The sequence below is a fragment of the uncultured Marinobacter sp. genome, assembly GCF_947488835.1.
Classification (GTDB): domain Bacteria; phylum Pseudomonadota; class Gammaproteobacteria; order Pseudomonadales; family Oleiphilaceae; genus Marinobacter.
Genome location: NZ_CANLBK010000001.1, coordinates 618,280 through 643,626, shown reverse-complemented (window position 1 = coordinate 643,626; position 25,347 = coordinate 618,280). Strand labels below are relative to the sequence as shown.

Here is a 25,347-nt window from a genome sequence, read left to right as displayed (position 1 = left end):
CTTCACTTTATTTGCTTAAGGTTGGATTTTACTGCTTTGAATTTACCGTTTTTACTTTTCTCTATGTTGTCTACAAATTTTATATCGAAAGTCATCTGTTCTCCAAACTTGCTCTTAAGCTTAGCGATAATGTTATGTTTTGGTACCAAATCTGTTTCTTTTAAGCTGACAATAAGAACCTCACAATAAGACAAGTCATGTTGTATTATTTGCGCTTCTTTAATGTTCTCAAAAAATCCAAAAATCTCTCCAGTTCTTCCTATTCTTCGACCATCCGGTGTGTGTATCTGGTCATCTACACGGCCAGTAAAGCTTTTTATGGTAAATTCCGAGGAGCCCCTCACTGCTGTATCCCCGATCTCGTATCTTAGAAGCGGCATAACAGTGTTGCTCAAGGACGTTCCTATAATGCGGCCTGACGAGGAGGCTAAACCCTGGTTATCGATAATCTCGTGTACGCCAAGAATTGGGTTCATAGCGTATGAAAGGTCATCCTCTTGCCCAGCGAACAGAATATACTCCGCTGTTCCGTAATAGTCGTAGACAGTGGATCCAAATACCAGCTCTATAACTTTTCTCTGCCAGCTAAATAATGTTTCGGAATTCGTCACGATGATTTTTGGCTTAAATGATGGAACTTTTTGGCTTTCAAAATAGAGAGTTGCAAGATTGTAAATTGCTGAGGGGTAGCCAATCAACTCTTCTGGTTTTAGGTCCTTTAGCTCATTGTCGTAATGCTCTAGGGTCTTACTGCTTAAATGGTACGTTGAAAAAATCGCCTGGTTTTCAGATTTATTAAACCGGAAGAAAGGGGGGGTGTTGTCGGAATAGTTTTTTATAAGTCGCCCTGCAAAAGTTGCTCTTTTTGCTCCGAAAGAGACGCCATGTTTAGTTTCATGAGCTACAAGCAAAGCCATTGCTAATTGGTATGTATTATTGTTCATGCGAATGGTGAATGGAGTGCCAGTGGTTCCGCTTGTTTTTTGGGTGATATATTTCTTTACGTTTGGGTTTGTTATTAAATCAATATTCTCTATTACTGTCCGTTTACTGAGAACCGGTATCTTCTGTAGATCGAGTTTAGACGATATTTGTGTGTGGTTTATGCCGTAGTCTGAAAAAAGTTTTTTGTAGAAAGGTATGGTTTCCCCGCAAAAACGAACCATTTTTTCTATTTTTTCATTCTGATATTCTGTTTTCTCTCGGTCGCCAAGCGACTCTATTTCTCGAATCTCAATAAGTTTATCGTTTAGACTTTGATAGCGCTTAGCGAACTGCATTTTACCGGCGAGACTGACCAGAAAATTCTGCACTTTCGGTGAAGATCTGTAATAAATATTTTCTTTTAGATTCATAACTTCATTCTGCTAAGTTATTTGTTTGTGAATCGAATGCGTTTCTTCGGATCTTAGTCAGTTTTTCCAACGACCAAACATGCATTTGGTAAGGTGTATCGATGGCATGACCATCTAAAGGTCGTTTGAATTTTCCCATTTTTAAATAGGAGCGGTCGAAAGAGAATAGTGTCATCTTTAGATTATATTTTAATCTATCTTCCAGAAAACCTATTAATATTCTAGTAGCTGAGTACTTGTGTCTCTTTTTCATGTAAATTAGGAATTCTTTTCGTAGATCTTTGTTTCTTGGTAGGTCGTAGAAAGTTGCTATAGCGCGTTTCTTTTTTCCAAAACTGTTTCGTCCTATACCGGCCGATTCAACTATTCTTCTTGGGATAGGGCGATCGTAATCGCCGCCAACAGACCAGCCAGACATCACTTCGGAGGTGGATATATGATTGATTGACACTATACTCCGGGCATGCATCATAGGTACAGGTATGTTAATAAAGCCAGATTTTAGTCTTGCCTCTGATAGTGTTAAGCCGGAAGCCCCAGGCTTTAGAATATCATCTGTCAATGCTGCCTTGGGAGGTGACAAGCTCCAGATTGTATCACCGTGGTAGCCTGTAAGGACTATGCTTGGATTATCACTAGTTTCTAGGATCTTGTGTACTTTATAGAACTGTAGTTCTGGTCCGCCGGTGGTAGCAGCAAGAAAATACAGTTCATCTTCATCTACTTCGATTCCCCGGAAGTCAAGATAGGTTACGCTCAAACCTAGCTTCTCCGCGATTTCGGTTCCATCGTCATTTATTGATTCTTTGCTCAAATAACCTAGAATTGAAGAGTTCGAGATTTTGCTTGTAAACGCAGTTTTTATGGGTAGGTCTTCAGTCAAAATAGTGACCGCGGGAGAATCATAGCCTTTGGACACTGTTGTATATAGATCAATTTTGTTTTTTCGGAAAGGAGATGATGAGTTCAAATAAATATTATAAAGATCATTTTTTATTTTAGATTTGTAATGTTCATAGCTAAGAAACTCTACTGGTTTTGGCCGGTTTATTATAATCGTGCTTTTAGCGTTTAATTTAATAGGGTGGTAAAAATACTGCTGTAAGCTTTCTATCTTTTCGCTTATTATCGGGTATTCGTTTGTATAATTTTTAAATCCATTTTGGATAGTGTTTGTTTGTATTTTGTAATTGTGGTCCGGGTCTAATTTTGAGCTAGTTCTTGCTAAAATTTCAATAAGACTGTTAGATATGTAATAGGCTTCAGATGATTTTCCGATAAAGATTCGGTCAACGAGCCCTGTAGAAGGAACGATTATCAGGTCGTCGTTCAATATTTTTAAGGCACTGCCGAAAAAATGGTTGGACTCTTCAAACTTAAAGTCTTCATATTGGCCGTCCCAAACGCCTTCTACTATACAATTTTTCCCAACTTCTACGTTCTTTCCGTGAGTTATAAAAACTCGGTTGTGGCTTAAATGGTATTCTGCAAACCATGTAAGTCTTGGCATGCTTATACTAACATTTGTTTTTATAATCATTAGTTGTTCCTGCCGCGAAAATGAACGTCTTCAATGATTCGTCATTTTAATATAGTAGTCTACGGTTTTTATTTTGCAAAGCATGTCTAAAGTTGAGCCAGCATCAATTCCATTTTTCGGATTACAATTAATTGTCTTTTGCATGCCCGGCTTGTCCCATAGAGTTAAGGACAAACTTTCAGTAATCTCTTGTAAAATATTTGATTGATATAGATGCTCATAATTAAACCAGCCGAGCCTCGGTTGATTCATTCCAACCAGTTTTCGGGCTTGTTCAAAAAATATGCGCGCTCCTCGTGATAGTTCCTGAAGGATGACCGGATACTTTGCGGGTATAAGTGTTGCCGCCATTGAGTAATTTAGTAGCGGGGAACTTTTAGCCTTTAACAGTCTTTGGTTCAGGGTGTTGTGAACTCGGCAATTAAATGGGATTAAATTAACTATTTCGGCAAGCTCATCATCTGCGAAAGGCGTGATGTAGCCAGAGGTGCACGCTGCAGTTTGGGCTTGTTTGAGGATATACTGGCGAGCTCTGTGCTCCATATTGAACGCCTCAAGAGCTCTCTGCCAATCTCCGTATTCTTCGTACGCTGAGTCCAGTTTTCGTCGCATTATAGTCTTAGTGGAACTCGCTGCGTCTGCAAGAATAGTTCGGCCTGCCGCTGACAGAAACCAGTGATCTGGAGCCGGAGTGGTGAAACGCTCGAGCGCCTTTGAAAACTGATCGTCAGTGACGAGATTTCCGGGGAGTAGAGATGCTGATGCCAATATTTTCTGAAATCTGGTTCCTATGCTCAGCAAGCCGTAGTGGCCACCAAGAAATTCACCTAGTACGCCACTAGAGAGGGGGGCATTGTACGTATCTTGCGCTCGCTGTCCGGCGATATACCAAACGGGGAAAACGCAAAAACCAAGCTCTTCAAGCATTGCGTCGAGTAAATTCCCTGAAATATCCAGGTTTTGAACATCAGAGAACACATGATCCATTCGTAAAATGCCGGTCAGGCTGCGCGATATGGCTATTTCTCTACTTGATAGGTCGCCATGTGTATACGCGGTGCGGTAATTTTCTGCTCCGGATATTAGGAGTGTACGAGAATCCCATCCAGCCGACATCATAAGCACGGAAGGGGGATGGTCACGCAATACCGTAGAGAGCCGTGCAGAGAGGGTATCTATAAGCTCGTCAACTGTGTCTGTCTCCATCGACCTGGTTTGATCCGGCTTAAAAGTCGTCCGCTTGATGTTAAAGCCATCTTTGCAGCAAGCAGTCAACTTTTCATTTGGAAGAGTTTGTACCACGTCGTGGAAGAAGGTGTTCGAACCGATTGTGTAGCCTGTGTTTAAGTACTGTTGTATCGACGACCAGTCTGGGGCCTTTCCGGCAAGTGCCAGATTGTCCAGCCGGTTAGATATTTCTAAAATATCGTTGTTATCTCTGCTGTAATAAATCAGGCTGGTACCAAGTCGATCGGTAGTGATGACTATATTCCCTGAAGCCTTTTGATATTGAATTAAAGTACCCTGGCCGGGAGCCTTCGTAATGTTATTTGCAAGCGGGTTTCGAGTGGTTTCGCCGATAAATACTGTAAAGCCATCCTCATTACATTCATGCTGAATATGTTTGTTATTGTGGACTCGCACATAGAGTGAACACAAGCTATCTGAGTAAACAGGGCTTGTATTAGAAGGTAGAGGTTGATTGTTGCCTATTCTAACTAAAAAGGAGGTTGGTTTCATTTGGATAGGCCTTCTAATTCGCGTTGGCTGATTACAGCAGCAGGATTCCCGGCGACCACTGTTCCCTGTTGAGTTAGATCTTTGGTAACAACTGCACCGGCTGCAACAATCGAATGTTCCGCGATATCGCACATAACAACTGAGTTGTTTCCTATCCAGCAATCGGCACTAATGTTAATTTTTATGAATATTCCACCTTGTTCTTTGATTGGTAATTCTGGATCGTCGAACCGGTGTTGTTGCTTGCCGCTTAGGATATGGATGCCGCTACCTAATAAGGTGTTTTCGCCCAAAGAGCATTTTCCGATGTTGCACTGCGGGCCAATGTATACACCTTTGTGGATAGACGTATCCCGATGGGAGAGAATTGTCAGAAAACCTACGACGATGTCGTCTGATGTATCTGGGCATGCTAGCCGATAAAAGGCAGCACGAACGTACACTCCAATTTTCCCAGGTATCAGGCTAAGCGCCTGAGAGAATGACTGGAACGTACTATCAGGGTTTCCTACTAAACTGAGCAGCAAATAGAGCGCATACAAAGGGAACGCCAGTAAAAGGAATATGTTCTTAATGGTTCGTTTTAGCGTATTGCGCATGTTCAGGATCGATCCAGTCGTGTGTTTAGCCAAATCCTTTCGCGGGATGGCTTAAAAGTTTTGATGGCGCGAAGTACCCGCGTGACAATTCGCGAGCTAAGCTGTCTCCACGTCAGAACGGGTCGGGGCCAGTGGCCGGTTACAGAAGTTGTGCCGCTACATGACAAGCACTTGTCGGTGGCCAAGGTTTGGGGACCATGAATCAGCATGAGAATCACCAGTATCCTTGTGAAATGAGCCTCCTTACTGTGTTGAAGAACTTCTGTGACTTCCTGCAACCAGTTTCCCCCCCTTTCCCGATATTTAGCGGATTTTTCAGGGTCGAGCTCTGATGCTTGAAACATGAGCATTGCTTTTCTCAAATCTTGAGCCACCCAGGTGTCATTTGGAAATTCGAGCTGAGTTACATCGGTCATGAAAGGCCGTTCATTTTTTAGCATCCAGTCCGTATAGTGTAGTAGTGATGCTTTAGTGTACTCATAGTGCTCATCTTCACTGTCGAATAGGCGCTTAACGTTCAGATAGCGACTAAGACTGGCGAGAAAAATCAGATAAGACCATCGATTTTCAACGTCCAATAGGTCTCGCAGCTCAATGTCGTCAGCAGGGTGTATCGTATTCCTGATTACGAATTCTGCACGCTCGAGCCATGGCCCCTCAACGTCAAGTTCCCAGGCATCCAATAGAGAGTTCAGATAGTTTCCGGTTCCACGGGTAAAAAGGTATCGGTGGGTAGTTACCTGCTCCCCTCGGATCATTCTCTTTAACGTTCGTATTTCCCGCCTCTTAAGAGCGAGTAGTTGTTCAAATAACCCACCTCGGCCCTCATGAAGCGCTGTCATCCACTGAGCGAGATCAAGAACAGCCTGGCGTGATTTATCGTTGCCCGTAAGATAATAATGATAGAGGAGGCCGGTTGAATAGCAGTGCTCCTCGGCAGGCCCCCCGCCGGTTTGACCGGGCGTAGAGCTTGAATCGTTGAGTTTGGAAAATGTGCGGTGTGTGGCAGTTTGAGCATCAAGATAATGGTCTGTATGCCAGAACAAGCCATTATTGTATTCGGCGCGATCTTCATCAGTATGATAGATGTCTATGTCCACGACATGGCGAGCCAAATCATCCGTCAGTTGAAACCAGCGCTTATCCCCGGTTAAAGCAAACTGCCTTGCAAAGCCGTATATCGGGTCATACTGGTTATTGTAATGGGAGATAAAGGGAGGCTCTCCCTCGGCCTGATAGAGAGTTTCGTGATCTGCGAAAATATCACCAAAATTACGCCAGCCAAACTCGTCAATAATCTCTCTTTTTGCAAAAAAGTTGGAGTTTCCGTTCAGCCCTTCAGCTATGAGATCGTCCAGACCGCTGGGTTGAGAATTGGCCTTGAACCACGGAAAGGCGTCTGCACGCTCATAACACTCAGGGGAAAGCACTGGTACCAACGGTGTATAAGCTGTTGCGTGGATGCTGTTGTTGGCGTGGTGCGCCATCAAGCAGCTTAGGGTTTTTCTTTCGCCACCCTGTAGCTCATAAGCGCTCTTAGCATCTTTTGGAAACAGGCCGATTGTTAAATTGTTTCCTTCTTTGCGCAGGCTGCTTGGAAAATTCTGCCAAAAGTTGGGTACTGTGACGTTGAGCTGCCCGGAATCGTACTCAATGGTGATGAGTGGGTTAGCCCGCTTGTCTTGGTGTCGCAACTCAACTGCATCAGTGAACTTGTAACCACGGAACTGGGGAGTTATTTCACCGTCAGATCCGAGGTGGTTTCTGCTTTGCCAATTCTCGCCGCCACTGGAATCTTGGTAAAGGTTGAAATCGGTAACATCAAAGTTGACTGGGCTTTTATCCGTAGCTTGCGGATTGACCTTGCTATAACTGGGATCGGGTACCGTTGTTATAACGGCTAGTTCGCGAAAATACACTGATCCTGAATCACCTAAATCCCATAAACCACCTGGATGGCGTGCTCTCTTCGGATTATGAGTTGTCAGTTCAACTTGAACGAGGCCGGTTTCCAGGAAAATACGAAGCTCACAGTCGAAACGTGCCAACAGATCTTCGTTTTGTTTTTGCCATTGGCCTTTTAAGTGTGCGGCGAGAAATACGGGGCCATTTTGACTGATTTTCCATGTGGATTCTGCTTTTGCAGTGCAGGGTACACCCATCTCATCATGCAGAGTTACCGTCGATTGAGTACTTTCACTGCCTGAGCTATTGAAGTGCCACGACAGGGTGTCAGGTTCTATATGAACGCAGCCAGCGGATGTCTCTACCTCAAGGCCATCAATGGTCTGATTAAAAGCGGGCGCGTGCTCAGCGGGTGAGGGGCGTTCAAGCCTGACCAGTACTAACTCTTTTTCGCGGCAAGCATCCAGGCTGACCAAAAAGCTGGCGTGAACCCAGCGGATACTGCCGTCTGGCCAGTGGGCCAGAGGTACAAGCTGAACGCTGACCGGTTGCTGGCCATCCATGAGTGAAAACTGGTTGGTAGACTGTGCTGCTCCTGGGGGCAGAGGAATGCCAAGGCTGACTGGCTCCTTGTTACGAGCAATGCCGACTGTTTCATTTAAACGAATGGCTATTTTATCCATAAATCTGCCTGCTGCATGACTCCCTGTGTGGTGCATAGGATAATCCGCTGGCTTGGTAACATAAAGCTACATTTTTTAGGCTTCCAGTGTACAAGGGGTAACTTTGGAGTTTTTCGTTTCTGGCGGGCCAGGTTTACGAGGTGGCGAAGGTGGTTCCATTCCTCTGTCCCCCTAAGAAATCAGAATCCAATAACTCCGGTACATCGTGCGGCTGTTGTTACATGCAAGGTACCAAGAACAAAAACTGAACGAGGAAATGATGGTCTGATAGATCCAGTGACTGAACCATGGCAACAACCAATGAAGTTTCTGCGAGAGCAAGTGTAAGTTCGAGGTCATTGATGAACCAAGCTGCAATAAAAGATGATGTGCAGTTTATAAGCGCAGCAATCCGAGATTTTGACAGGAGATCCAGCGTCCATGCTGTGTCAGGATCTTCGTCTGCTAGTACTGACTTTTAAATGATATATGGTCGGTTGCCGGTTTCTACTAATAATTTGAAAAAATGTAATGCGATAGTAAGTAGTGCAACGATGCCAAAGTGATCGGGAGTAAGCAGTCGAGCCTAGATGAAGGTGCTGATAATCCCTAAACCACGATGTATGAGCTGTAAACCGAGTAGAAACCCGGCACTTTTAATGACTTTCTGGCTAATGGACATGAGTTGCAGCTACGAAATGCCTTATCACTTTGAAAAACTTTTGAGCCGGGCAGTGAGCTCTAAAGCTACCCTATCCGAGCTGATGTAAGTCCATGAATAATCGAGAATATTAAGAATGGCATAGGCTGTCAGAATGATAATTACTGCCTCAATCGCGCCATCCTGCGAAAAAAAGTGCATGGCTACGAGATCCACTGCCGCGCCAAACCAAAGCAGTATCGTAAAGCCGTTATAGGATGTGCTTGCGACCCGCATACTCGAAATATAAGACCTGATTTCACGTTTCGGTTTTGCTATTGCTTTGTTACTGACATCACTGGTAATGGGTTCGGCATTAGCCGGTTGCTCCCGCCCATTAGAAAGATTCATTCGCATCATCTCCCGTTCGAGCGCTGGGTACCTTGAAAGTTCTTCCGACAATATGTTTGCAGGGAGCTGGGCGAGCAAAACACGAAAACGGTTCCATATATACAGTATCCACACCGCAATCCAGGGCCACGTCTGGCCACTATCCAGATATAGACCGAACGCAAGGCAGGGAAAGGTTGCCGACTCTACCAGGAAGTGATTCCAGCGATCCAGCACGGCTCCATTTACGCTTGCACGGCCATGGTGCCTCGCAATTTGGCCATCCACATAGTCAAACAGGTGGTGTAGTACCAGAAAGGAAGCACCTAAAAAAATACCCCATGGCCCCAGGATCATCAGTGCAGCGCCGATAAGGCCGGTAATGAACATTGAGGCTGAGGCATGATTTTCGTTCAGCCCCAAGTTCAGGTACAGGTTGGTTATGCGCAGTGAAACAGGTAGGCCAAACCAGCGCGTAAAATAATCTCCTCTTTGCGAATAAAGAGACCATTCACGTTCCTTCAAAGTGTTGAAGTTATTATCTTTATTCATTTTATAGGCCTTTGTTCTTTTTACTCTTCCATAAGAGTGAAATAAAAAAAAAACAATTTTTACCCGCCAATCCGCTTGTTAGAGCTTTTTTACAGAATAGCAAAGATTCTCACCGGAACTGCCCTACTGGCGACTTTATATTTCTGGCGTCAGAATAATTTACGAGGCTTGTAGTACGTATATCCACAATTAAAATCGTTTAGTCAAAAAGCGACTATAAAAATAGGTTTTTTAATTATTTTGTTATATTCGGTCGCCTTGAACGCTTCGTTAAAAACAACATGACGTCCGATGAGACATATTTTAAGCGCTTAGGTGTCGAAGATACTTACACCTAGGTTCTATGTCAGCGAAGTTTAGATTTGACAATATTTCACGTTGCTGAAAGATAACAACTTTAACGATATGGCATGGATGATGCTGAATGTCCAAGCAGCGCCGACGTGAATTTTATATGAAATTCCATCTGAAGCGCTTTCATTACAAGGAGAGACAACAATGAAAACATCCCTGAAAAGAACGCTTTTAACCTCCCTTATCGTACCCTTTGCACTCGGCGCGCAATCTGCCAATGCTGCTTTGGTTACTGATTGGGGTTTTAACGTAGACAGTGTATTCGAGAATATTACCGACACTGGCGGAACCGGCTCTGTTTCCGGGGAAGGCACTAACCTTCTCTCGTGGGGCGTTGGGGACGGACCTCAATCTTCTGTCGGGATTTCGAGTGCGAGTGCAGCAAGCGGTTTGATCACCGGTGGAGGCTATGTTAACGGTGGGGTATTCACCCACACCAATAATGAACTACCTGCTGTAGGCACCGCGTTGAGCAGCTTTGATTTGGTATCCACACTCACGTTGACTCCATTCATGCCGGCGGCTCCTTCGCTTCCAGCGGCGGATACAACGTTTGCCAGCTTCTTCACAGAAACTCTCAACGCTGGAGGGTGTGTCGAACCAATAGGAGATCCCTGCGCCGACATTTTCACCATTGCGGACGTAAGCGGTGCTGATCTCCTCATGGATGGAAGCTATGAATTCAAATCGGAGTTTGATTATAGCGGCTACACCTACTCGCTGTTTCTGAACCTGGCAAACCTGACCGCATTGGGCGATCCAAGCTGTGCAGCAGCCGGAGCACCAAGCGGATGTGTGGGGCTTGTGACGGCAGAGAATGCTGTTACCAACTTCCAGACTAAGTTTAGAATTACAGCTGTAGAGATGGTGCCTGAGCCAGGTACTCTGGCCCTGCTGGGTATGGGCCTCGCGGGTCTTGGTCTTTCACGCAGAAGAAAAGCAGCAAAAGCATAATGTTTGGACGGCAATAACGTTTGAATAACTGTGCTGATGGTATAAAGCCCCGCTATGATGAAGCGGGGCTTTATTGTTACAAGTCGAGATTATGCAACCTGTCTGGGGTATACCATCGAGCCGGTATTGGCTTTTTCCGGTATGTATCGACCACCCTCAGTAACCAATGACCAAACATCGGGACGGCGATTCCTCATGCCTTCAATTAGTGACGCAGCCTCAGTGAAGGCAGGACGACGGCGGCCGTGGTACTCCATAACGGGCCCTACATGATCAAATTCCACGCCAAATCGCTTCAACAGGCGCAGTTGTGCAGGTTCCATGACCGCCATCCAATGGGTTATCCCGTGCTTTACGGACATCTGGAGAATTGCAGAGAATAGCCCGAGGCTGATATAAGGCATGGCGCGCTTGCCGTTCTCCGAATCGCTGTAGTATGCGGGCTCGCTGATGCCGGAGACTGATTTTTCCTCGGTAAGCCGTCGTCGGAACTCTCTACTGACAGCCATTCTGGATATTTCAGCGATCTGCTGGCGCGGCGCGTCCGCGAGAGCTTGCTGTGCCGCTTGGTCCATACGGTGCAAACAAGGGCCTTCCATGGGAAAACTGGCCTGTTCCGGATTATCCCCGGCCATAACGAGACGAACGGCCGCAACGCTGTCTCCCGTCATTCTGTGGCGAATGAGAGCGTGCGCAGATTGTGGGTCGTATGAATCGTGCTCCCGCTTGTCGGCGAAGCAGTTGGGATCCTCGAATGGCTTGTCGATGCAGTAAACCTGATATCGAAGTTCATAAACTTCGTTAATTACCTCAGGAGAGGTGGCCAGCTGGACATTAAATACTGAGTTAAAAATGGTGCTGACGTTTTCGTGAGTTTGTTGGCCGGTTTGCATTATGAGTCCTCATATATTCCCGTTCAGGGAGCTGTTATGCCGGGTGTATCTAAGTTATAGCTGGTCAGATTTCGGGGTGATTGTTGATTCTGGAGCGGTGTTAACCCTGGGTACGTATCGCCCGGGTGCCAGGATGAAATTCGGGTCGACTGCAGTTTTTAGTTTGTTGGCGATCATGGAGAAAGCAGAGCCGCCATTGAGGATGTCCATCGCATTGATGTTAAGACGGTAGGGTAGGAAGCCTTCCTTTTTTCCGGCCTCCAATAGCGCTCGATAACAATTGTTAGCCCTTGCAGTTGCCTCGGCGTCACTGCGGTCAAATAGCAATGGAACCGTGGAGTCGAAGCAGCGCTCATTTACCGTCGTTAATGTAATAAGCGGATTCACGCCGTACTGCGGGCAAATTTTTTCAATCATATTGGTATAGCGGCGAACGTCTTTTCCCCGAATGGGAACAAGCGGCGCGAACCATATGAGCCCACAGCCATCTCGTGCAGGGTTTTTGGGTTGTCCGTGAGCTGGCAGGGCACCCGAGCGCCAATATGCTAATGCCAAAGCGACGTCATTTGGGCTGCCGTGCATGATTTCTAACGCGCCCGCGAGGGTATCTGTCATGCCTCTAACTCGTGTAGCCAGATTGCCGGGCAGCATGCGGGAAACTTTTCGCACGGTTTCAACTTTGCGCTGGTTGATAAAAATAAGGCGGTCAGTTACTGGGCCGAGCAGTCGTCTTAACGTGCGCCTGGCGGCTCGGGCTACTTCCTTTGATGCGTAAATCGCCCCAACTCCGCTCCAAGCCGGAACGTTATGGCGTTTGGCAAGATCTTCGATTACTTTCGCAGGTAGAACGCCTTCAATAGCCTCGTCTTCGGGGAAGGGTGCCATCATTGAGAGCATGCGCTGGTTGTTGAGCAGATTGATCGCCACAACCGAACCGCTGAGCGCTCGCAACACCGCCCTTACGGTAGGTACTAATGCTTCCAGTTTGGCGTCGTCTTTGGTGGAAAAGAAAAACGCCGTCACAGTTTCCGGTGCTGGTGCAAGGGCAATGGTCATATTTACAACCACGCCGAAATTTCCCTGACTGAAAAGCCCATCCATATAAGGGCCAAGGCCCCACTTGAAAAGCCCGTCTACCTCCGAACCACCAAGTTCGCTGAGGGGTGTTCGGTAATGACTGCCATCAGGCAAGATCGCTTCTATTTTGGTGACAGCTGCAAAATGGTCAGTAATTGGCGTGATTCCGTAACCTCGCTCTAGAGCGTTGCCAAGAATGCTGCAGGTGGGGCCTGCGCCGGTCACCGGAACCAGAAAATCACCTTCTTGCTGATCGAGGAAGTCTCTCAGAGCAGCTTGAGTCACGCCTGGCTCAACGGTGACAACGCCCATTTCCGAGTCGAAACCGGTAATACGGTTCAGCCGGCTAAGGTCCAAGATGGCGCAGCCATCCTCAACAGGGTTCGCACTGCCATAACCCCAGTTATTGCCGGTGCTAACGGGATAGACGGGAACTTGCCACCGTTGGGCAACCTGCAAAATTGCAGCTACCTGTTCCTGGCTTTCCGGGCGAAGTACTGCCGGAATAGAGCGTTTAATTCCAATCGTGGAGGCACCAAAATCCGCTGGTTTAGCGGCGATTACTTGGGATTCCCCCAGGATGTTGATCCATTCAGTGATTGCAGACTCGGTAGAGGTGCTATCCACAGGCGCTCCCAAGGTTCATATGTAGCATCTATAAAAGCATGATTAAGGTTTGTCGCCGTGACGTTTGTCGTCAGGCAAAAAAGTATAATCTAGGAGGGAAGGGCGATATATGTCGTATGGATAAGCGCCTGAAAGCCGCATTCTAGGAATAACGAATGGGGTAACAGGTAGTTGGGATGAAGTTAGAGAAATGACTTGAAGTTGGATTTTGTTAAATAATGTTAAACTGTATGTTTTTTAATCTTTATTGCGAGGTTATGATAATTGCCTTATAAAAGTTAATTAGTTTTGGCTATCAACTGAAGATGCTGTGGTTTGCACTTTAGTAAGTGAGTCGGTGCAATCTTTAGTTCCACAGAACGTTTGAATAGTAACCAGTGCAAATCGTGTTTCACCTGCAAGTGCCGCTGGAATTTGGAGTAGCTTGGCGTTGCGGTAGCTCCAGATTTTTCGCGAGCCTACCTTATACCATTGAGCCACCAGTACTTTATCTCTGGTAAGGATGTTGCGATAAACCTTGAGGCCGGGCTCCAGCTGTTCTTCTATGTGCCAAACAGACGTATCGAACAACTGAGGCAGATAGGGGACAAGCTTTTCAGTAGTGCTTTTTTTCTGGCTTTGTGCGAGTGATATCCAAGTATTTCCGGAGCGCCATACCTGCTCATTCAGTCCGCTGGGGATGGTGATAGGTAATGGCAGCTTGCCGGCCTGAACCTGCCGGAAATCAGGGAGGTTAAGTTCCCATTCCGGTTTTACGCTAGCTGTGCTTTGGGCAAATAGGAGCGCCACCGGCCCAAGAATCGCTGCAATGGCAATTGCAGCGATACCTTTTTTATAGTTGATTCCGTTCTCAGCCGGCACGATTGGTTTTGTGATGCGTCTACGAACTGGCGAAAAGTATAGGGCCGGAAGGATAAAGGCGCCAAATACGACCCAGCCCATGGTTTCGTGATCAGAAAGCATTTCACTTTGCATATCAGTTTCGTAAGCAACCACAACCAAGACGGTTATACGTACCCAGTTGGCGATAAGACCTAAGGTTATGGCAGCCAGCAAGGTGATGAGCCAATCCCGCCAACGGTAGTCGTTGAGGATGGAAGTCATCATTGCCAGCAAAATGGCAATCGCAAAATAACGTATGCCGGAACAGCCGTCTGCGATGAGGAGGCGGCCGTAGGGCAGGGTGATGCTGTTGCCTTCAATGAGGGCGGTCATTCCGAACCAACCTACCCACGTGCCTACAACAATACTTGCAAGGTCAACCAGAGCTGGAACAAGGTCTGCCCAGATAGGCAGTGACAGTGATAGAAGGAAAACGTAGGGGAGAAATGCCAGTGTTCGCGCCAATCCGAGCATTGCCCAGGCCGTTGCAATCAGTCCGACGGGCAGCAACAGGTAGGCTAAAGTATCGATGCGAACCAGTTCCAGCAGACCCCAAATCAGCGTTGTCGCAACTAAAAGAACTGCGCCTGCAAGGTGGTAGGGCTTCGGTGTTGATGGACGTTCGACGTGGCTGGGCGGATGAATCAACAAAAGACCAAGAAAGATGACGGCAGTTGCAAGACCGTGTGCCAGAACCTGTTCGAATTCAAGCCAGGCTTCCGCGAGCCTGATCCAGGTGGGGAGAAAAATTAGCACAGCAATCGCTGTAACAGCCAAGTATGGCTTCGTGAGAGGGAGGTTTTCTAATGTCTTCCTTAACATCGCTTGTCCGCCAGACTGCTGATCAATCGACAGGATACTGTGTATGAGGTCTACATAAAACTCAAATTCAGAACAAAAAAGCCAGCGGGAGCTGGCTTATAGATTCCTCAAGCGAAATCAGGCTTTCTGACGACGGCGGGCCGCTCCAAGTCCTGCAAGGCCAAGACCGAGAAGGGCGAGGGTGCCGGGCTCAGGCACTGCTACGACGTCACTCACTGCAACGACCATATCAGTAAAATCTTTATCCCCGCCATTGGGTAGGTCTTCCCAGGCAAGAATCAGATCGAAAGCATTGGTAACGCCACCATGACCAGCAGTGGTGTATGCCGCTAGATGGTCGAAGCCGTCGTTGTTTAAGTTAACGTGGGAGTAATACGTCTGCCCTGTGTTTACAACGTCCAGGTAGAAACCGAATGTGCGTCCGATAAGCGCTTGAGTATCACCGGTTGTTAAACCTACGTTGCCATCATCGTCCAGGTAGGCAATGCCGCTCAACAAGTCAAAGTAGACCGATTGACTAGAGGCGAAGCCTGGCTCTTGGTTAGCAGCAAAGACCTGAAGCTTGTTGCCGAGTATGGCATTACCGTTGATGTCTGTATCAAACGAATAGATGCCCATGTTGCTTTCATATGAGGCTTGTTCAAGCACGATCTGCGCAAAGAAATCGTCTTGTGTGTTGTCCATATCAATAAGCTGAAAGGACTGAGCGCCATTATCGGAAAGATTCGGTGCGCCAGAGATGATCTGATCTAAAGTGGGCGTAGCTAAAGCTGCTACGGGAAAAGAAAGCATCGCTGCCATTGTGAAGGCTGTTTTGTACTGCATATGTATTCTCCGGTTGACTACTTTGAATTCCGTTTGCTTGCAGCCAGGCGGTCTCTCTTTTGTGATCTGAGATCCTTGGCTTTCCGTCCCATCCTCGCGAATGGTTTGGCGTACGACCGGTACTACCGATCCTGCGGTTACAGATAAGCACTTAGTGTGCCAGGAGTGTAACCAGATGATTTTAATAGGTATTTAAAGGGGGTTTCTGGCGTGCTGTAAACAAATTCGACACATCTTCAAAAAAAGGCCTGAGATGTTGACACCTCAGGCCACTACCAAACACACCGTTAGCACCGAAGTTTTACAGAGCCTTTTTCACTATCTCTAGGTGCTCAGCGATTTCTTTGTTATCTGGCGCAAGAGTGAGCGCCTTTTCTATGGCTGTTTTGGCTTCAGCGTGCTGGCCTGAGAGGTGGAGAATCCAGCCATATGTATCCAGTACAGCAGGACTATTTGGCGCCAGTTTGCTGGCTTGTTGTGCTAACTCCAATGCGCGGGACGGGTTATCTTTGCGCAGCACCCAGGCCAGGTTGTTCAATGAAGCAACATTGTTCGGCTGCTGTTCAATTACTCGCGTGTAGTGGTTCGCTGCCGCCGCGTCCTGCTTGTCTGTCATTAGCCATTCTGCTCTTGCCAAGTGTGCAGCGGCGTTTTCAGGGGCTTGGTCAACCCAGGTTTCTGTCAGGTTGCCCAAGGTATCTGGAGCTTCTTGCCTGGCTAGTCCGAGAAGAAAAGGCATGAGTTGTATATTTTTGGTTAATTGCCATTGTTCAGATAGATAGGTGTAACCTTCATTGGTGCCTTTCTGCTGATTGAGCAGTTTAGTGCGGGAGATGATGGTTAATGTAGTTTTGCCATGATTTTCTTCAACTGAATCTAGGGCTTCGAAGGCCTCTTCCATTTGGCCCTCTGCCTCTGCGATCGCCACCGGTAGCAATGCAAACTGCTGGTTTTTAGGGTCAAGGGTAATTGCTTCGGCTGCTATAGCGCGGGCCGTGCTCCAATCTTTGTTGTTCACTGCGACTTGCGCTTCAGCAAGCAATAGTTGGCCGTAGGCCCGGTTGATGATTGCAGAGTCTGAGCCCTTCCATTGAGAGAGCAATGTTCTAGCCCCAGCCAGGTCGGTCTGCGTTATCGCAATCAACGCGCGGAGCGCATCGGTGTTTTGCTTTAATTCAGGGTGCTTGTTAGCGATTCCTGCAAGCCATGTATCTGCCTCGTCAATAGTATGATCCAACATGTAGATCTGGCCAGCTTGCTGGAGAGGCCGTATGACTTTTGGTGTAATTGTTGCAGCAGTTACCAGTAAATCAACGGCTTGATCGCGTTGTCCAGATTGGGCGTAAAGACTGGCAAGTGCAATTTTTGGCGCTTGCAGATTCGGACTAGCTTTAACAAGCTTCTCAAGCCGTGATGCGGCTTTGTCTGGATTCCCGAGCTGGGTATCTGCAAGGCTTGCCAGCATGATGGCTTGGGGCTGATCACCATAGCCATTAAGCAGTGAGTCGCGAATCTCGCTGGCTTCCTTTTTTTCACCCTGTCGGACTAGAAGGTTTAAGTAGGTGCTGGTGGCGGTCCAGTCGGCAGGATTTGCAGTGAAAGCCATGCGCAGTTGACCGAGAGCCTGTTCTGGCTGGTTTTTTTGCAGGTAATATCGTGCGAGTGCTAGCCTTAGTCGCACGCGCTCGGGTTCATTGCTGATTGCTTTGCTTAGGCTTGCAAGGCCATCATTCTCGCGGTCTGGAAGGCTGAGAGCTAGAATGCCGTGCATGGCCAAGAGTTCGTTATCATTGGGGCGAGCTTCTATCGCTCGATCCAGGGTTTTCAGAGCGGCTTCTCGGTCGCCGGTATCAATCTGGGCCATTGTGGCGGCCCTTATAAACTGGGTAGGTGTTGTTTCCGGATCCAGGTTTTCAGTGAGCAACTGCGTACCCTCATCCAGTTCGCCGGTGCCTGCGGAAATTGCGCCCAGTAGCATGGCTGCATTTTCATTTTCAGGATCCAGCTTGAGGGTGTCCCGCAGTATGGCTTTCGCTTCTTCAAATTTGCCTTCTTTGAGGGCCGCGATAACTGCCTCGCCTTGAACCTGCGCCGAGGTATCACTATTTTCTGCCAGTATCCGGCTGTACAGCTGGGCTTCGGTTATCTTGCCTTGCTCAGTGAGAACCTGGGAGAGAGTGGACAGCACCATGCGCCGTATGGGGAGGAAAAGATCCGATGTCGGCAGAACACCCACGGCATCCGTCAGAGTGGCAGATGCGTCTTCCAGTTGATTTTGTCGATATTGAGCCACGCCTTTCCAATACAAAACTTCCGGAGCCTGCACATTCGCTGCGAGCCATGTGTTTGCCGTCTCTATTGCCTGTGAGTTTCTGTCCAGATTAAGTTGGGTTTGAAGAAGGCCGGTTATAGCCTTGGTGCTGCTCGAGTTACTTGTGACGAGGCTTTCGTAGAGTGCCAAGGCCTCCGCGCGCTCGCCGGATCTGCGCAGGGTTTCAGCGCGGATTAGTGATGCCTCCAGTTGTTCTTCCGGGGTACTTGGAGTCTGAAGGGCTAAGGTTTCTGTAGCGGAGAGGTGTTTGCCCTGTTCCACATAGGCACGGGCGAGCGTGAGGGCAATTGCTCGTGGCTGCTCTTCTTTCCAGGGCTCAAGTAGTTGCGCTGCTTCTTTTGGAGCGCCAACCTGCAGGTACAAATCTGCAAGGTGCACAATGTGCTCGACGTTATTCGGATCCTTTTGTATGGCGTTTTTCACTTCAAGCAAGGCTGAGCGGTATTGCCCTTGCGTAGAGTAAGTGTCGGCACGGGTGATGTGTGAGAGTGCCTCCGAATTGTCTGGGCCGCCGTTGCAGCCCGTGAGTAACGGGAATGCAAGCATGAGGCTGCTCGCAAGAACCAGCCCGGGAAGTGTTTTCTTTCTTATTTGCCTGGGTATCATCTAAAACTGCTCCTTGAAACTGTACGCTGCCAACGAGCGCCCGTAGGTTGCTCTAAGCTTCCGGGGTTGCCACTGACGTATCGATTCTATATTTGTCGGTCAGGTTATATAGCGTAGGGCGGGTAACGCCCAATAGCCGCGAGGCCTGAGTCATGTTGAAGTCACTGGTTTGCAACGCCTGAAGGATTGCCTGGCTTTCAGCCTGTTCTCGCACCTGGCGAAGATTAAGGTGGCTTGCTCCGGCTGCTTCACATCCTGGGAGTTCAAGGTCCGCGCTGGTAATGCGTTTGCCATCTGCCATGATGGTGGCGCGTTTCACCTTGTTGATCATTTCCCGCACGTTGCCGGGCCAGGAATAGCAGTTGATGGCATTCACGGCCTCGTCAGAGAACGTGAGGTTTGGCCTGTCCATCTGTTTGCCGAGGGTTTTCAGCAGGGATTGTGCAATAACCAGTGCGTCGCCGTCCCGCTCCCTAACAGCTGGGATATCGAGGGTGATTTCACTGATTCGGTAGTACAAATCCTCGCGGAAACTTCCATTTTCGATGAGTTGAGCGAGGTTTTGGTGGGTGGCGCACACTACCCGGACATCGACAGGGATTGGCTTTACCGAGCCTACTCTGTCGACAACCCGCTCTTGCAGGAAACGGAGCAGTTTAGATTGGAGCGCCATTGGCATGTCGCCAATTTCGTCCAGAAAGAGGGTGCCGCCATTGGCACTTTCAATCTTGCCTTTTTTGGCTTGGGTAGCGCCTGTGAAGGCGCCTTTCTCAAAGCCGAAGAGTTCACTTTCAAGAAGGTTTTCAGGGATAGCTGCGCAGTTAATGGCTGAAAACGCATTGCCCCCACGAGGGCTGAGATCGTGTATCGCCCGTGCGAGAACCTCTTTGCCTGTGCCGGTTTCACCAATAATGAGCGTGGTTACATCTGTAGGTGCGACCTTTTCCAATGTACGGCATACAGCCATCATTTGCGGGCTTGCCGCGATGATGCCTTTGATTGACGTGCCATTGCTCTGGTGTGCCAGGTCGTGGTTCTCCCGCTCTAGCTCGGCGAGGCGGAAGGCTCTGTTGACCACAAACGTGAGGATATCGGCGTCCAAAGGTTTCTGGTAAAAATCGGATGCACCCATGCCGATGGCTTTTACGGCATTTTCCTTGTCTTCCCGGCCAGTTACTACAATCACCTTGGTTAAAGGTGCGAGGCGCAGAATTTCTTCCAGGAGTGCAAAGCCTTCGGTCGCACCGCCAGGATCTGGCGGCAGCCCGAGATCCAGAGTGACAACGTCAGGCTCTTCGCGCCGCAGGGCTGTTATGGCGGCTTCTCTGTCTGCAGCGACAGTTACCTCCAAGCCGTCGCTAAAACACCAGCGCATCTGGCTTTGAAGCCCCGGATCGTCCTCTACAATCAGTAGTCGTCTAGTCACAACAGCAACAAGTCCTTTGTTTTGATGTTCCAATATATGATTCTTAACCGAACATTGACACTTTGCAATGATCTATTCACTTGTTGTGCAAATTCGCCATTTAGTTGACGAATTCCCGGGGCTCGGTAGGTCGGTAATCAGGTGCTTATTTGCCTGGCTACTCTGCTCCGATTTTTCCGCTAGCGGTATCCGCACAGAAAAACAGGACCCTACCCCGGGTTCACTGGTTGCATCTATGCTTCCACCCAGTTTCTGAATGTATTCCCGCGCCTGGTAGGCGCCAATCCCCATGCCCGTGAGCCCTTTGGTGCTTTCAAAGGCTTTGAACAGCCGGTCATTAATGAATTCGTCACTCATGCCGCAACCGGTGTCCTGGATAAATAGCACAACATTGCCCTTGGCAATTTTTAGCGAGAGGCTGACTTCCCCGTCTGGAGGGGTGGCATCTTGGGCGTTTTGAATAAGGTGGCCAAGCACACTTCTTAGTTGTTCGGCGTCGGCTTTGACAATTATTCGTGGCTCGGCGCCATCGAGTACAGGTGCCGGTTGTTGCTTGCTGTAGTGCTCAACGAGTTCGCTTACCAGCTCTGTCAGATCCAGCTTGTTGTTAATTTCCAGGTCGTCTGTTGCTGGTTTGCGAATGTGGGCCAACAGATTCGACATTTTGCGAACCGCATGGTCTGTGGTGTTGATCATGTCTTCAATAAACGCAGGGTTGTTCTTGTGTTTCTGGGCATTGTTGACCAGCAACGTCAGTTGCGCGACGACTGTTTTCAGGTCGTGCACCATGAAGGCAGACGCTTTGCTGACGGCCTCAAACTGCATGGCGCGGGATAGTCGGTTCTGCGCGTCGGCTTGGGCCAACAGGTTGCAGGTTTGTCGGGCGACCACTTTAATCAGGTCAAAGTTTTCCCAGTTGAGGTCTACCCGGGCATAAGGTTGGCCAATCATTGCTATGCCGTAGAGTTCGTTGCTGAGATATAGGGGGATGATCAGCCAGGCGTCTGGAGTTTTGGCAATGGCGTCAGGAATTTCCAGCAGGTCGTAGCTCACCGGGTCGGCTCTGTATTCGTCGAGATTGACGATCCATTCTTTCTCGTTAAACAGGCGCACCAGTTCGGCATCTTCATCGATAACGGTGTATCTGGGTGTGGCCAGGTTTGCGGATTCTCTGAGTGTGTAGGAGCCCTGGTCGCTTTTAAGCCAGATAGCGCCGGCGTTGCACTCCACCAACTCCGCCAGAATGCGAATAACGCGTTGCTCCAACGGGGGCTCATCACTCAGGTACGCCAACTCTTTGGTCAGTTTTAGCCATTCTTCACGGTAATCGTATTTGTAATCGAAGAAGTTCTGGCTGATCAAAACCATTAGTTTTGCCCGAATCCGGCGGGAGAGGACCAGCGTGGCCAGAAACACCAGAGCAACGGCAGACAGGAGCACTTGTAAGGCTTCGCCCCAGTCGCCACCGAGAATGCGCACGTAATATCCGCTCACAGAAAGCAGCAGTAGATAAGCCCCGGCCATGATTAGCGTGCCGGCATGAAATACCGCTGAGCGGGATAGTTGGAAATCGATCGGTTGTTTGCGCGTGTTGACTACGTTGATTGCAAACAGCGGAACCAGTGCAGCGTTTACGAAGCCTCGCGCGTTCCAGAACGAATCGGCAATTGAGCCAAAGAGCAATGCATCGGCGTACATCAGGAAGTCGAAGATGAAAATGGTTGCCGTTCCGATGCACAGATACTTCATGCTTGAGCGCCCGAACGCGGGGGCATTGCGCCAGATTTGTTCTACCAGGGAGAGACCGAGAAGCGACAGTGTAATCTGGCCGATGAGTTTGGTTTTACCATTCACCAAGGCGATGTCAAATATGAATTCCAAGCTGCCGAGGAGCAGTAGTGTCATGAGCAGGACCGTTGTCGCGCCCCCAAGGAATTTCTTTATTTGCCCACTGAGTCGGCCCTGCCGAAAGGTATCTCGCAACATGGCGAACAGAAGGAGAATCCAGGCCGTGTCGCGGAGTAGTTCCAACAGGTAGCGAATAAAAAAGCCGGGGTGGCCCCAGAGGCTCTGGGTAACGAGGGTTGATGCCCACAGTGCGGTAACCGTGGCAGCAAGGAACAAAGCCCGGTCTATGTCGCGACGCAGATAGCGAGTGCCCACAAGCACCGAAAGTATTGCAAATACCACAGCCGCCGCGCCGTGGCTTATCACGCTCATATCTGGAAGCATGCAATCTACCTATTCCATGGATAGGTGTAGTTTGAGGTGGGCAGCGGTTCTGTGCAACTCCTATGAGGCACCATCGGACATGCAGGCAGGCTGTGTATGTCCTTAAGCGACATGTGTGCGGGGGTTGGTGGGGTTTCTGCGGTTGGGCTGCTTCCACCCCTACAAAGGCTTTTTGTTGTCCTTGTAAAACCGGAAAATCTCCTTAAGTGAACGCTTTGGCGTAAAACCAAACTCCTTCTCAAAGGCTCTTCCATCTATCACCACCGGATACTTGAAGAAGTCCATCAGGTAGGCAGGGAAGCGTTTTAGCCCCATGGTGCGCAGAATCAATCGAGGCAATACCGGGGGAATAGACGGGATGGGGATTCGTGTGCAGCCGCACAGATCCAGTGCTCGTTGGTAGGCTACCCAATCGCTGGGTGCCACGTTGAATATTCCGCGGGTTGGCTTTTGGCTCGCCAACACTATGGCATCTGCCATATCGTCTATGTGTATAAATTGCATCATGGGGGAGAAGCCAGCCATTACTGGTGCCAGAGGGCTGGCAAGTAGCCTGCCCATTGTATTACGCACGCTGGGCCCGACAATGTTGCAAGGGCGGAGAACGCTGATGTTCAACTCCGGATAGCGCCACAAATAAATGCTTGCAAGGCTTTCGAGCTCTACCGAATCAATCAGATCGGCGCTTAAGCCTGCGCTTTTGAGGGGTGCGGACTCGTTGATCAAGGCCGGGTTATAGGCCATGGCCCCGTATACGTGGTAAGTGGAAAGCACAACAACCCTGCGTACGCCGTATTTTTGGCTGAGGTCCAGCAGTTTTTGCGTGCCCAGCACATTGGCGTTGTAGCGCCGCATGCGGGAGAGTTGGCTTGAGCGGATACGACCCAAATGGATAACGCTATCAAATTTATAACGGCGAAACAGGTCTTCGAATGTGCGCTTGTTGAAGTCGATGCAGTAGCTTGGAATGTCGTCGCCAAGTTCGACTCGTTTACGGGCGTCGACTGCCACCAGGTTGCACGTTTTGCGTAGCCGCTCAATCACTTGCTGGGTGAGCGCCCCGGCGGCGCCTGTCACCAGAACGTTGGGCTTGGGTGGCTGGCTAGTATGAGCCTTCATCAGAACAACCTTTTTCTTTCTGTCAGGCCTTTTTCAATAAGGCGGTTGATTTGTGTTTTTACCTTCTCAACGCGTTTATCTATTTCGGCATCCGAAAGGTCTCCGCCCTCAAAGTACATGGGCGGGCCGAAGTTCAGGTGAACCTTGGCGGGCAGTACGATTGGCAGTGCAACCGGAGCGTAGGGCACCCCCAAAGCTTTGGCCAAGGGCTTGATGTTGGCGATGGCTGGTATGGTTTCTTCGCAGCCCACTACGCCAACAGGCACGACCGCCGCATTGTATTTCATGGCCAGGTGCATGAACCCGACGCCAAAGCGTTGGAGTTTGTAACGATCCCGGTAAAGCTTTCCCGAGCCGCGCACACCTTCCGGAAACACTATGATGGCTTCGTTGTTGGCAAGCATTCTGGCGCAATTCACCGGGTCGCCCAGTACAGCGCCCACTTCATTCAACAGGTTGCCCAGCCATGGCACTGTCGGGAAGAAGCGTTCGATCATGGCGCGGGGGATGCGGGGGTTTTTCTTGCGGGAGGCCAGGGCATAACCAACAAGTATGCCGTCAATCGGGAGTTGCCCGCTGTGGTTGCCTATAATCAGAACAGGCCCCTCGGCGGGAATGTGATCTACGCCATGGGCTTCTGTGCGAAAGTACTTTTCGTAAATCGGCTTAACCAGCGAGAACCCGAATTTGACGGCCTCGTTATTATAGCCCCAGGGGTCGTAACCCAGTGTGCCTATGGGTTTTCGGATGCGGTTTATTTGTTCGTCCAGTTCCGATGAGATCAGTAGGGATTTCACAAAGGACAACAAGCTCATGCGCACTCCCTTTATTGTTGTCAGTTTTTGCCACGCCCGATGAGAACGCCAAGTGTGTGGCTCTGACCACTATTAAGCACTCTATAATCGCTTGCTGCATTGGCAGTTTCGACACACAGCATTGTCTGCCAGGCAGGGTCGGGGAAGTCGCTTAGCTTTAAGGCTTTGTCCGGGCCGGGGTTCCATACCACAGTAGAGTCGCTACCAATGGCGGTAAGCTTGCGGCTTGCGTTGGGTGTCACTACGGTTAGCGATTCACCACTTTCGTAAATCCGGTCGATTTCACCATCAAAATAGACGGGGCCGTCCTGAGTGCAGTATTCCCAGTTTTTCAGGGTGTCGATGTAGTGGGCACACCCTAAGCCCAGAACCCGTGAGCGTGTGATATCGCTTGTTGGTAAATAGGTGTGCAGTGCCTGACTGAAGGCGAGGGGCTCACTGCCGGGATTAGTAGTGGTAAGCGCTAGTTGGTAGCCCCGTACAGAAAAATTGAACGTGAGCAGCGCCAGGGCATGACCATGCCAAATGTCGTCAAAGTCCTGGTTTGCATCCAGCGACAGGGATATTTCTACTTCATGGGCGCTTTCGCTTACATCCTCCAGCTTCCACAAAGCAGTGCGGCCAAACCCGTGGGGTTCTTGGGTTTTTACCCGTTTTCGTACCTCCGGCGCATTGCGGGCGGGGTCGCCGAACCAGGGCCAGCAGATGGGTATGCCGCCGCGTATCGCTCGGCCAGGTTCGAATCGGGCGGTCGGACTCATCCATAGCCAGTCTTGTTCGTCCTTTGGGGCAAACCGGGTGAGATGTGCACCCTGTAGAAACAGGGTGGCTTCGAACAGTGGGTGGTGAACTTCCAGCGCTTCCAGTTGCCCGATTGTCTTCCAGCGGATAAAAGACCATTGGCCCGGGGAGAGGGATAAGGGCGGCTTATTGCTGCTTTCAGACATAAGGCTCTGTTCCGTGCTTAAGTGCATCTGCGTACTGAAAGAGTAAATCAAAA

Annotated in this window: 18 protein-coding genes and 1 riboswitch; of the genes, 1 reads left to right on the top strand and 17 read right to left on the bottom strand. The window is 49.0% G+C overall.

Features of this window, described 5'->3' with window-relative positions:
• Window positions 1-2: 2 nt before the first annotated feature.
• The 7 genes from Q0824_RS02955 to Q0824_RS02930 form a co-directional block, all read right to left on the bottom strand.
• Window positions 3-1,355 (bottom strand): hypothetical protein, encoded by a 1,353-nt coding sequence (locus Q0824_RS02955; protein WP_298447388.1) that lies wholly within the window; start codon window positions 1,353-1,355, stop codon window positions 3-5.
• Between the two features lie 4 nt (window positions 1,356-1,359).
• The gene (locus Q0824_RS02950; RefSeq protein WP_298447386.1) at window positions 1,360-2,895 is read right to left on the bottom strand and encodes a hypothetical protein; all 1,536 of its coding nucleotides are present in this window, start codon (window positions 2,893-2,895) and stop codon (window positions 1,360-1,362) included.
• A 30-nt stretch (window positions 2,896-2,925) separates the two neighbouring features.
• On the bottom strand, window positions 2,926-4,635 hold the full coding sequence (locus Q0824_RS02945; protein WP_298447384.1) for a hypothetical protein: 1,710 nt from the start codon (window positions 4,633-4,635) through the stop codon (window positions 2,926-2,928).
• Window positions 4,632-5,234 carry an acyltransferase gene (locus Q0824_RS02940; protein ID WP_298447382.1) on the bottom strand — a complete coding sequence of 201 codons (603 nt, stop codon included), beginning with the start codon at window positions 5,232-5,234 and terminating at the stop codon, window positions 4,632-4,634. Before Q0824_RS02940 ends, Q0824_RS02945 begins: the two co-directional genes overlap by 4 nt.
• A 2-nt stretch (window positions 5,235-5,236) precedes the next feature.
• Window positions 5,237-7,822, bottom strand: a complete 2,586-nt coding sequence (locus tag Q0824_RS02935; protein WP_298447380.1) for a hypothetical protein — start codon at window positions 7,820-7,822, stop codon at window positions 5,237-5,239.
• Window positions 7,823-8,279: 457 nt separating this feature from the next.
• Complete coding sequence (locus Q0824_RS17325; RefSeq protein ID WP_366521635.1) at window positions 8,280-8,381, bottom strand: hypothetical protein; 102 nt, start codon at window positions 8,379-8,381, stop codon at window positions 8,280-8,282.
• A 126-nt stretch (window positions 8,382-8,507) separates the two neighbouring features.
• Entirely contained in the window at window positions 8,508-9,383 is an 876-nt protein-coding gene (locus Q0824_RS02930; RefSeq protein ID WP_298447378.1) for a CDP-alcohol phosphatidyltransferase family protein, read from the bottom strand.
• Window positions 9,384-9,881: 498 nt separating this feature from the next.
• On the opposite strand from Q0824_RS02930, the gene Q0824_RS02925 reads away from it, so the two are divergent.
• On the top strand, window positions 9,882-10,691 hold the full coding sequence (locus tag Q0824_RS02925; RefSeq protein ID WP_298447376.1) for a THxN family PEP-CTERM protein: 810 nt from the start codon (window positions 9,882-9,884) through the stop codon (window positions 10,689-10,691).
• Between the two features lie 89 nt (window positions 10,692-10,780).
• Here Q0824_RS02925 and Q0824_RS02920 read toward each other — a convergent pair whose 3' ends face one another.
• The 10 genes from Q0824_RS02920 to Q0824_RS02875 form a co-directional block, all read right to left on the bottom strand.
• Window positions 10,781-11,584, bottom strand: a complete 804-nt coding sequence (locus Q0824_RS02920) for a PEP-CTERM/exosortase system-associated acyltransferase (protein WP_298447374.1) — start codon at window positions 11,582-11,584, stop codon at window positions 10,781-10,783.
• Window positions 11,585-11,638: 54 nt separating this feature from the next.
• Window positions 11,639-13,288 (bottom strand): FAD-binding oxidoreductase, encoded by a 1,650-nt coding sequence (locus Q0824_RS02915; protein WP_298447372.1) that lies wholly within the window; start codon window positions 13,286-13,288, stop codon window positions 11,639-11,641.
• 282 nt (window positions 13,289-13,570) lie between these two features.
• Window positions 13,571-14,926 carry an exosortase/archaeosortase family protein gene (locus Q0824_RS02910; protein ID WP_298447370.1) on the bottom strand — a complete coding sequence of 452 codons (1,356 nt, stop codon included), beginning with the start codon at window positions 14,924-14,926 and terminating at the stop codon, window positions 13,571-13,573.
• 183 nt (window positions 14,927-15,109) lie between these two features.
• Window positions 15,110-15,817, bottom strand: coding sequence for a DUF4114 domain-containing protein (locus tag Q0824_RS02905; RefSeq protein ID WP_298447369.1), 708 nt, complete (start codon window positions 15,815-15,817; stop codon window positions 15,110-15,112).
• Between the two features lie 35 nt (window positions 15,818-15,852).
• Window positions 15,853-15,937, bottom strand: a riboswitch (cyclic di-GMP riboswitch).
• Between the two features lie 181 nt (window positions 15,938-16,118).
• A complete protein-coding gene (locus Q0824_RS02900; protein ID WP_298447367.1) occupies window positions 16,119-18,755 on the bottom strand; it encodes a tetratricopeptide repeat protein in 2,637 nt (878 codons plus the stop codon).
• 52 nt (window positions 18,756-18,807) lie between these two features.
• A complete protein-coding gene (prsR, locus tag Q0824_RS02895) occupies window positions 18,808-20,181 on the bottom strand; it encodes a PEP-CTERM-box response regulator transcription factor (protein ID WP_298447365.1) in 1,374 nt (457 codons plus the stop codon).
• Between the two features lie 72 nt (window positions 20,182-20,253).
• Window positions 20,254-22,413: an XrtA/PEP-CTERM system histidine kinase PrsK gene (gene prsK / locus Q0824_RS02890; RefSeq protein WP_298447363.1), complete on the bottom strand. Its 2,160-nt coding sequence runs from the start codon at window positions 22,411-22,413 to the stop codon at window positions 20,254-20,256.
• A 159-nt stretch (window positions 22,414-22,572) separates the two neighbouring features.
• Entirely contained in the window at window positions 22,573-23,532 is a 960-nt protein-coding gene (locus tag Q0824_RS02885; RefSeq protein WP_298447362.1) for an SDR family oxidoreductase, read from the bottom strand.
• Window positions 23,532-24,347: a lysophospholipid acyltransferase family protein gene (locus tag Q0824_RS02880; protein ID WP_298447360.1), complete on the bottom strand. Its 816-nt coding sequence runs from the start codon at window positions 24,345-24,347 to the stop codon at window positions 23,532-23,534. The genes Q0824_RS02885 and Q0824_RS02880 overlap by 1 nt, the downstream gene beginning before the upstream one ends.
• 20 nt (window positions 24,348-24,367) lie before the next feature.
• Window positions 24,368-25,294: a D-hexose-6-phosphate mutarotase gene (locus tag Q0824_RS02875; RefSeq protein WP_298447358.1), complete on the bottom strand. Its 927-nt coding sequence runs from the start codon at window positions 25,292-25,294 to the stop codon at window positions 24,368-24,370.
• Window positions 25,295-25,347: the final 53 nt, after the last annotated feature.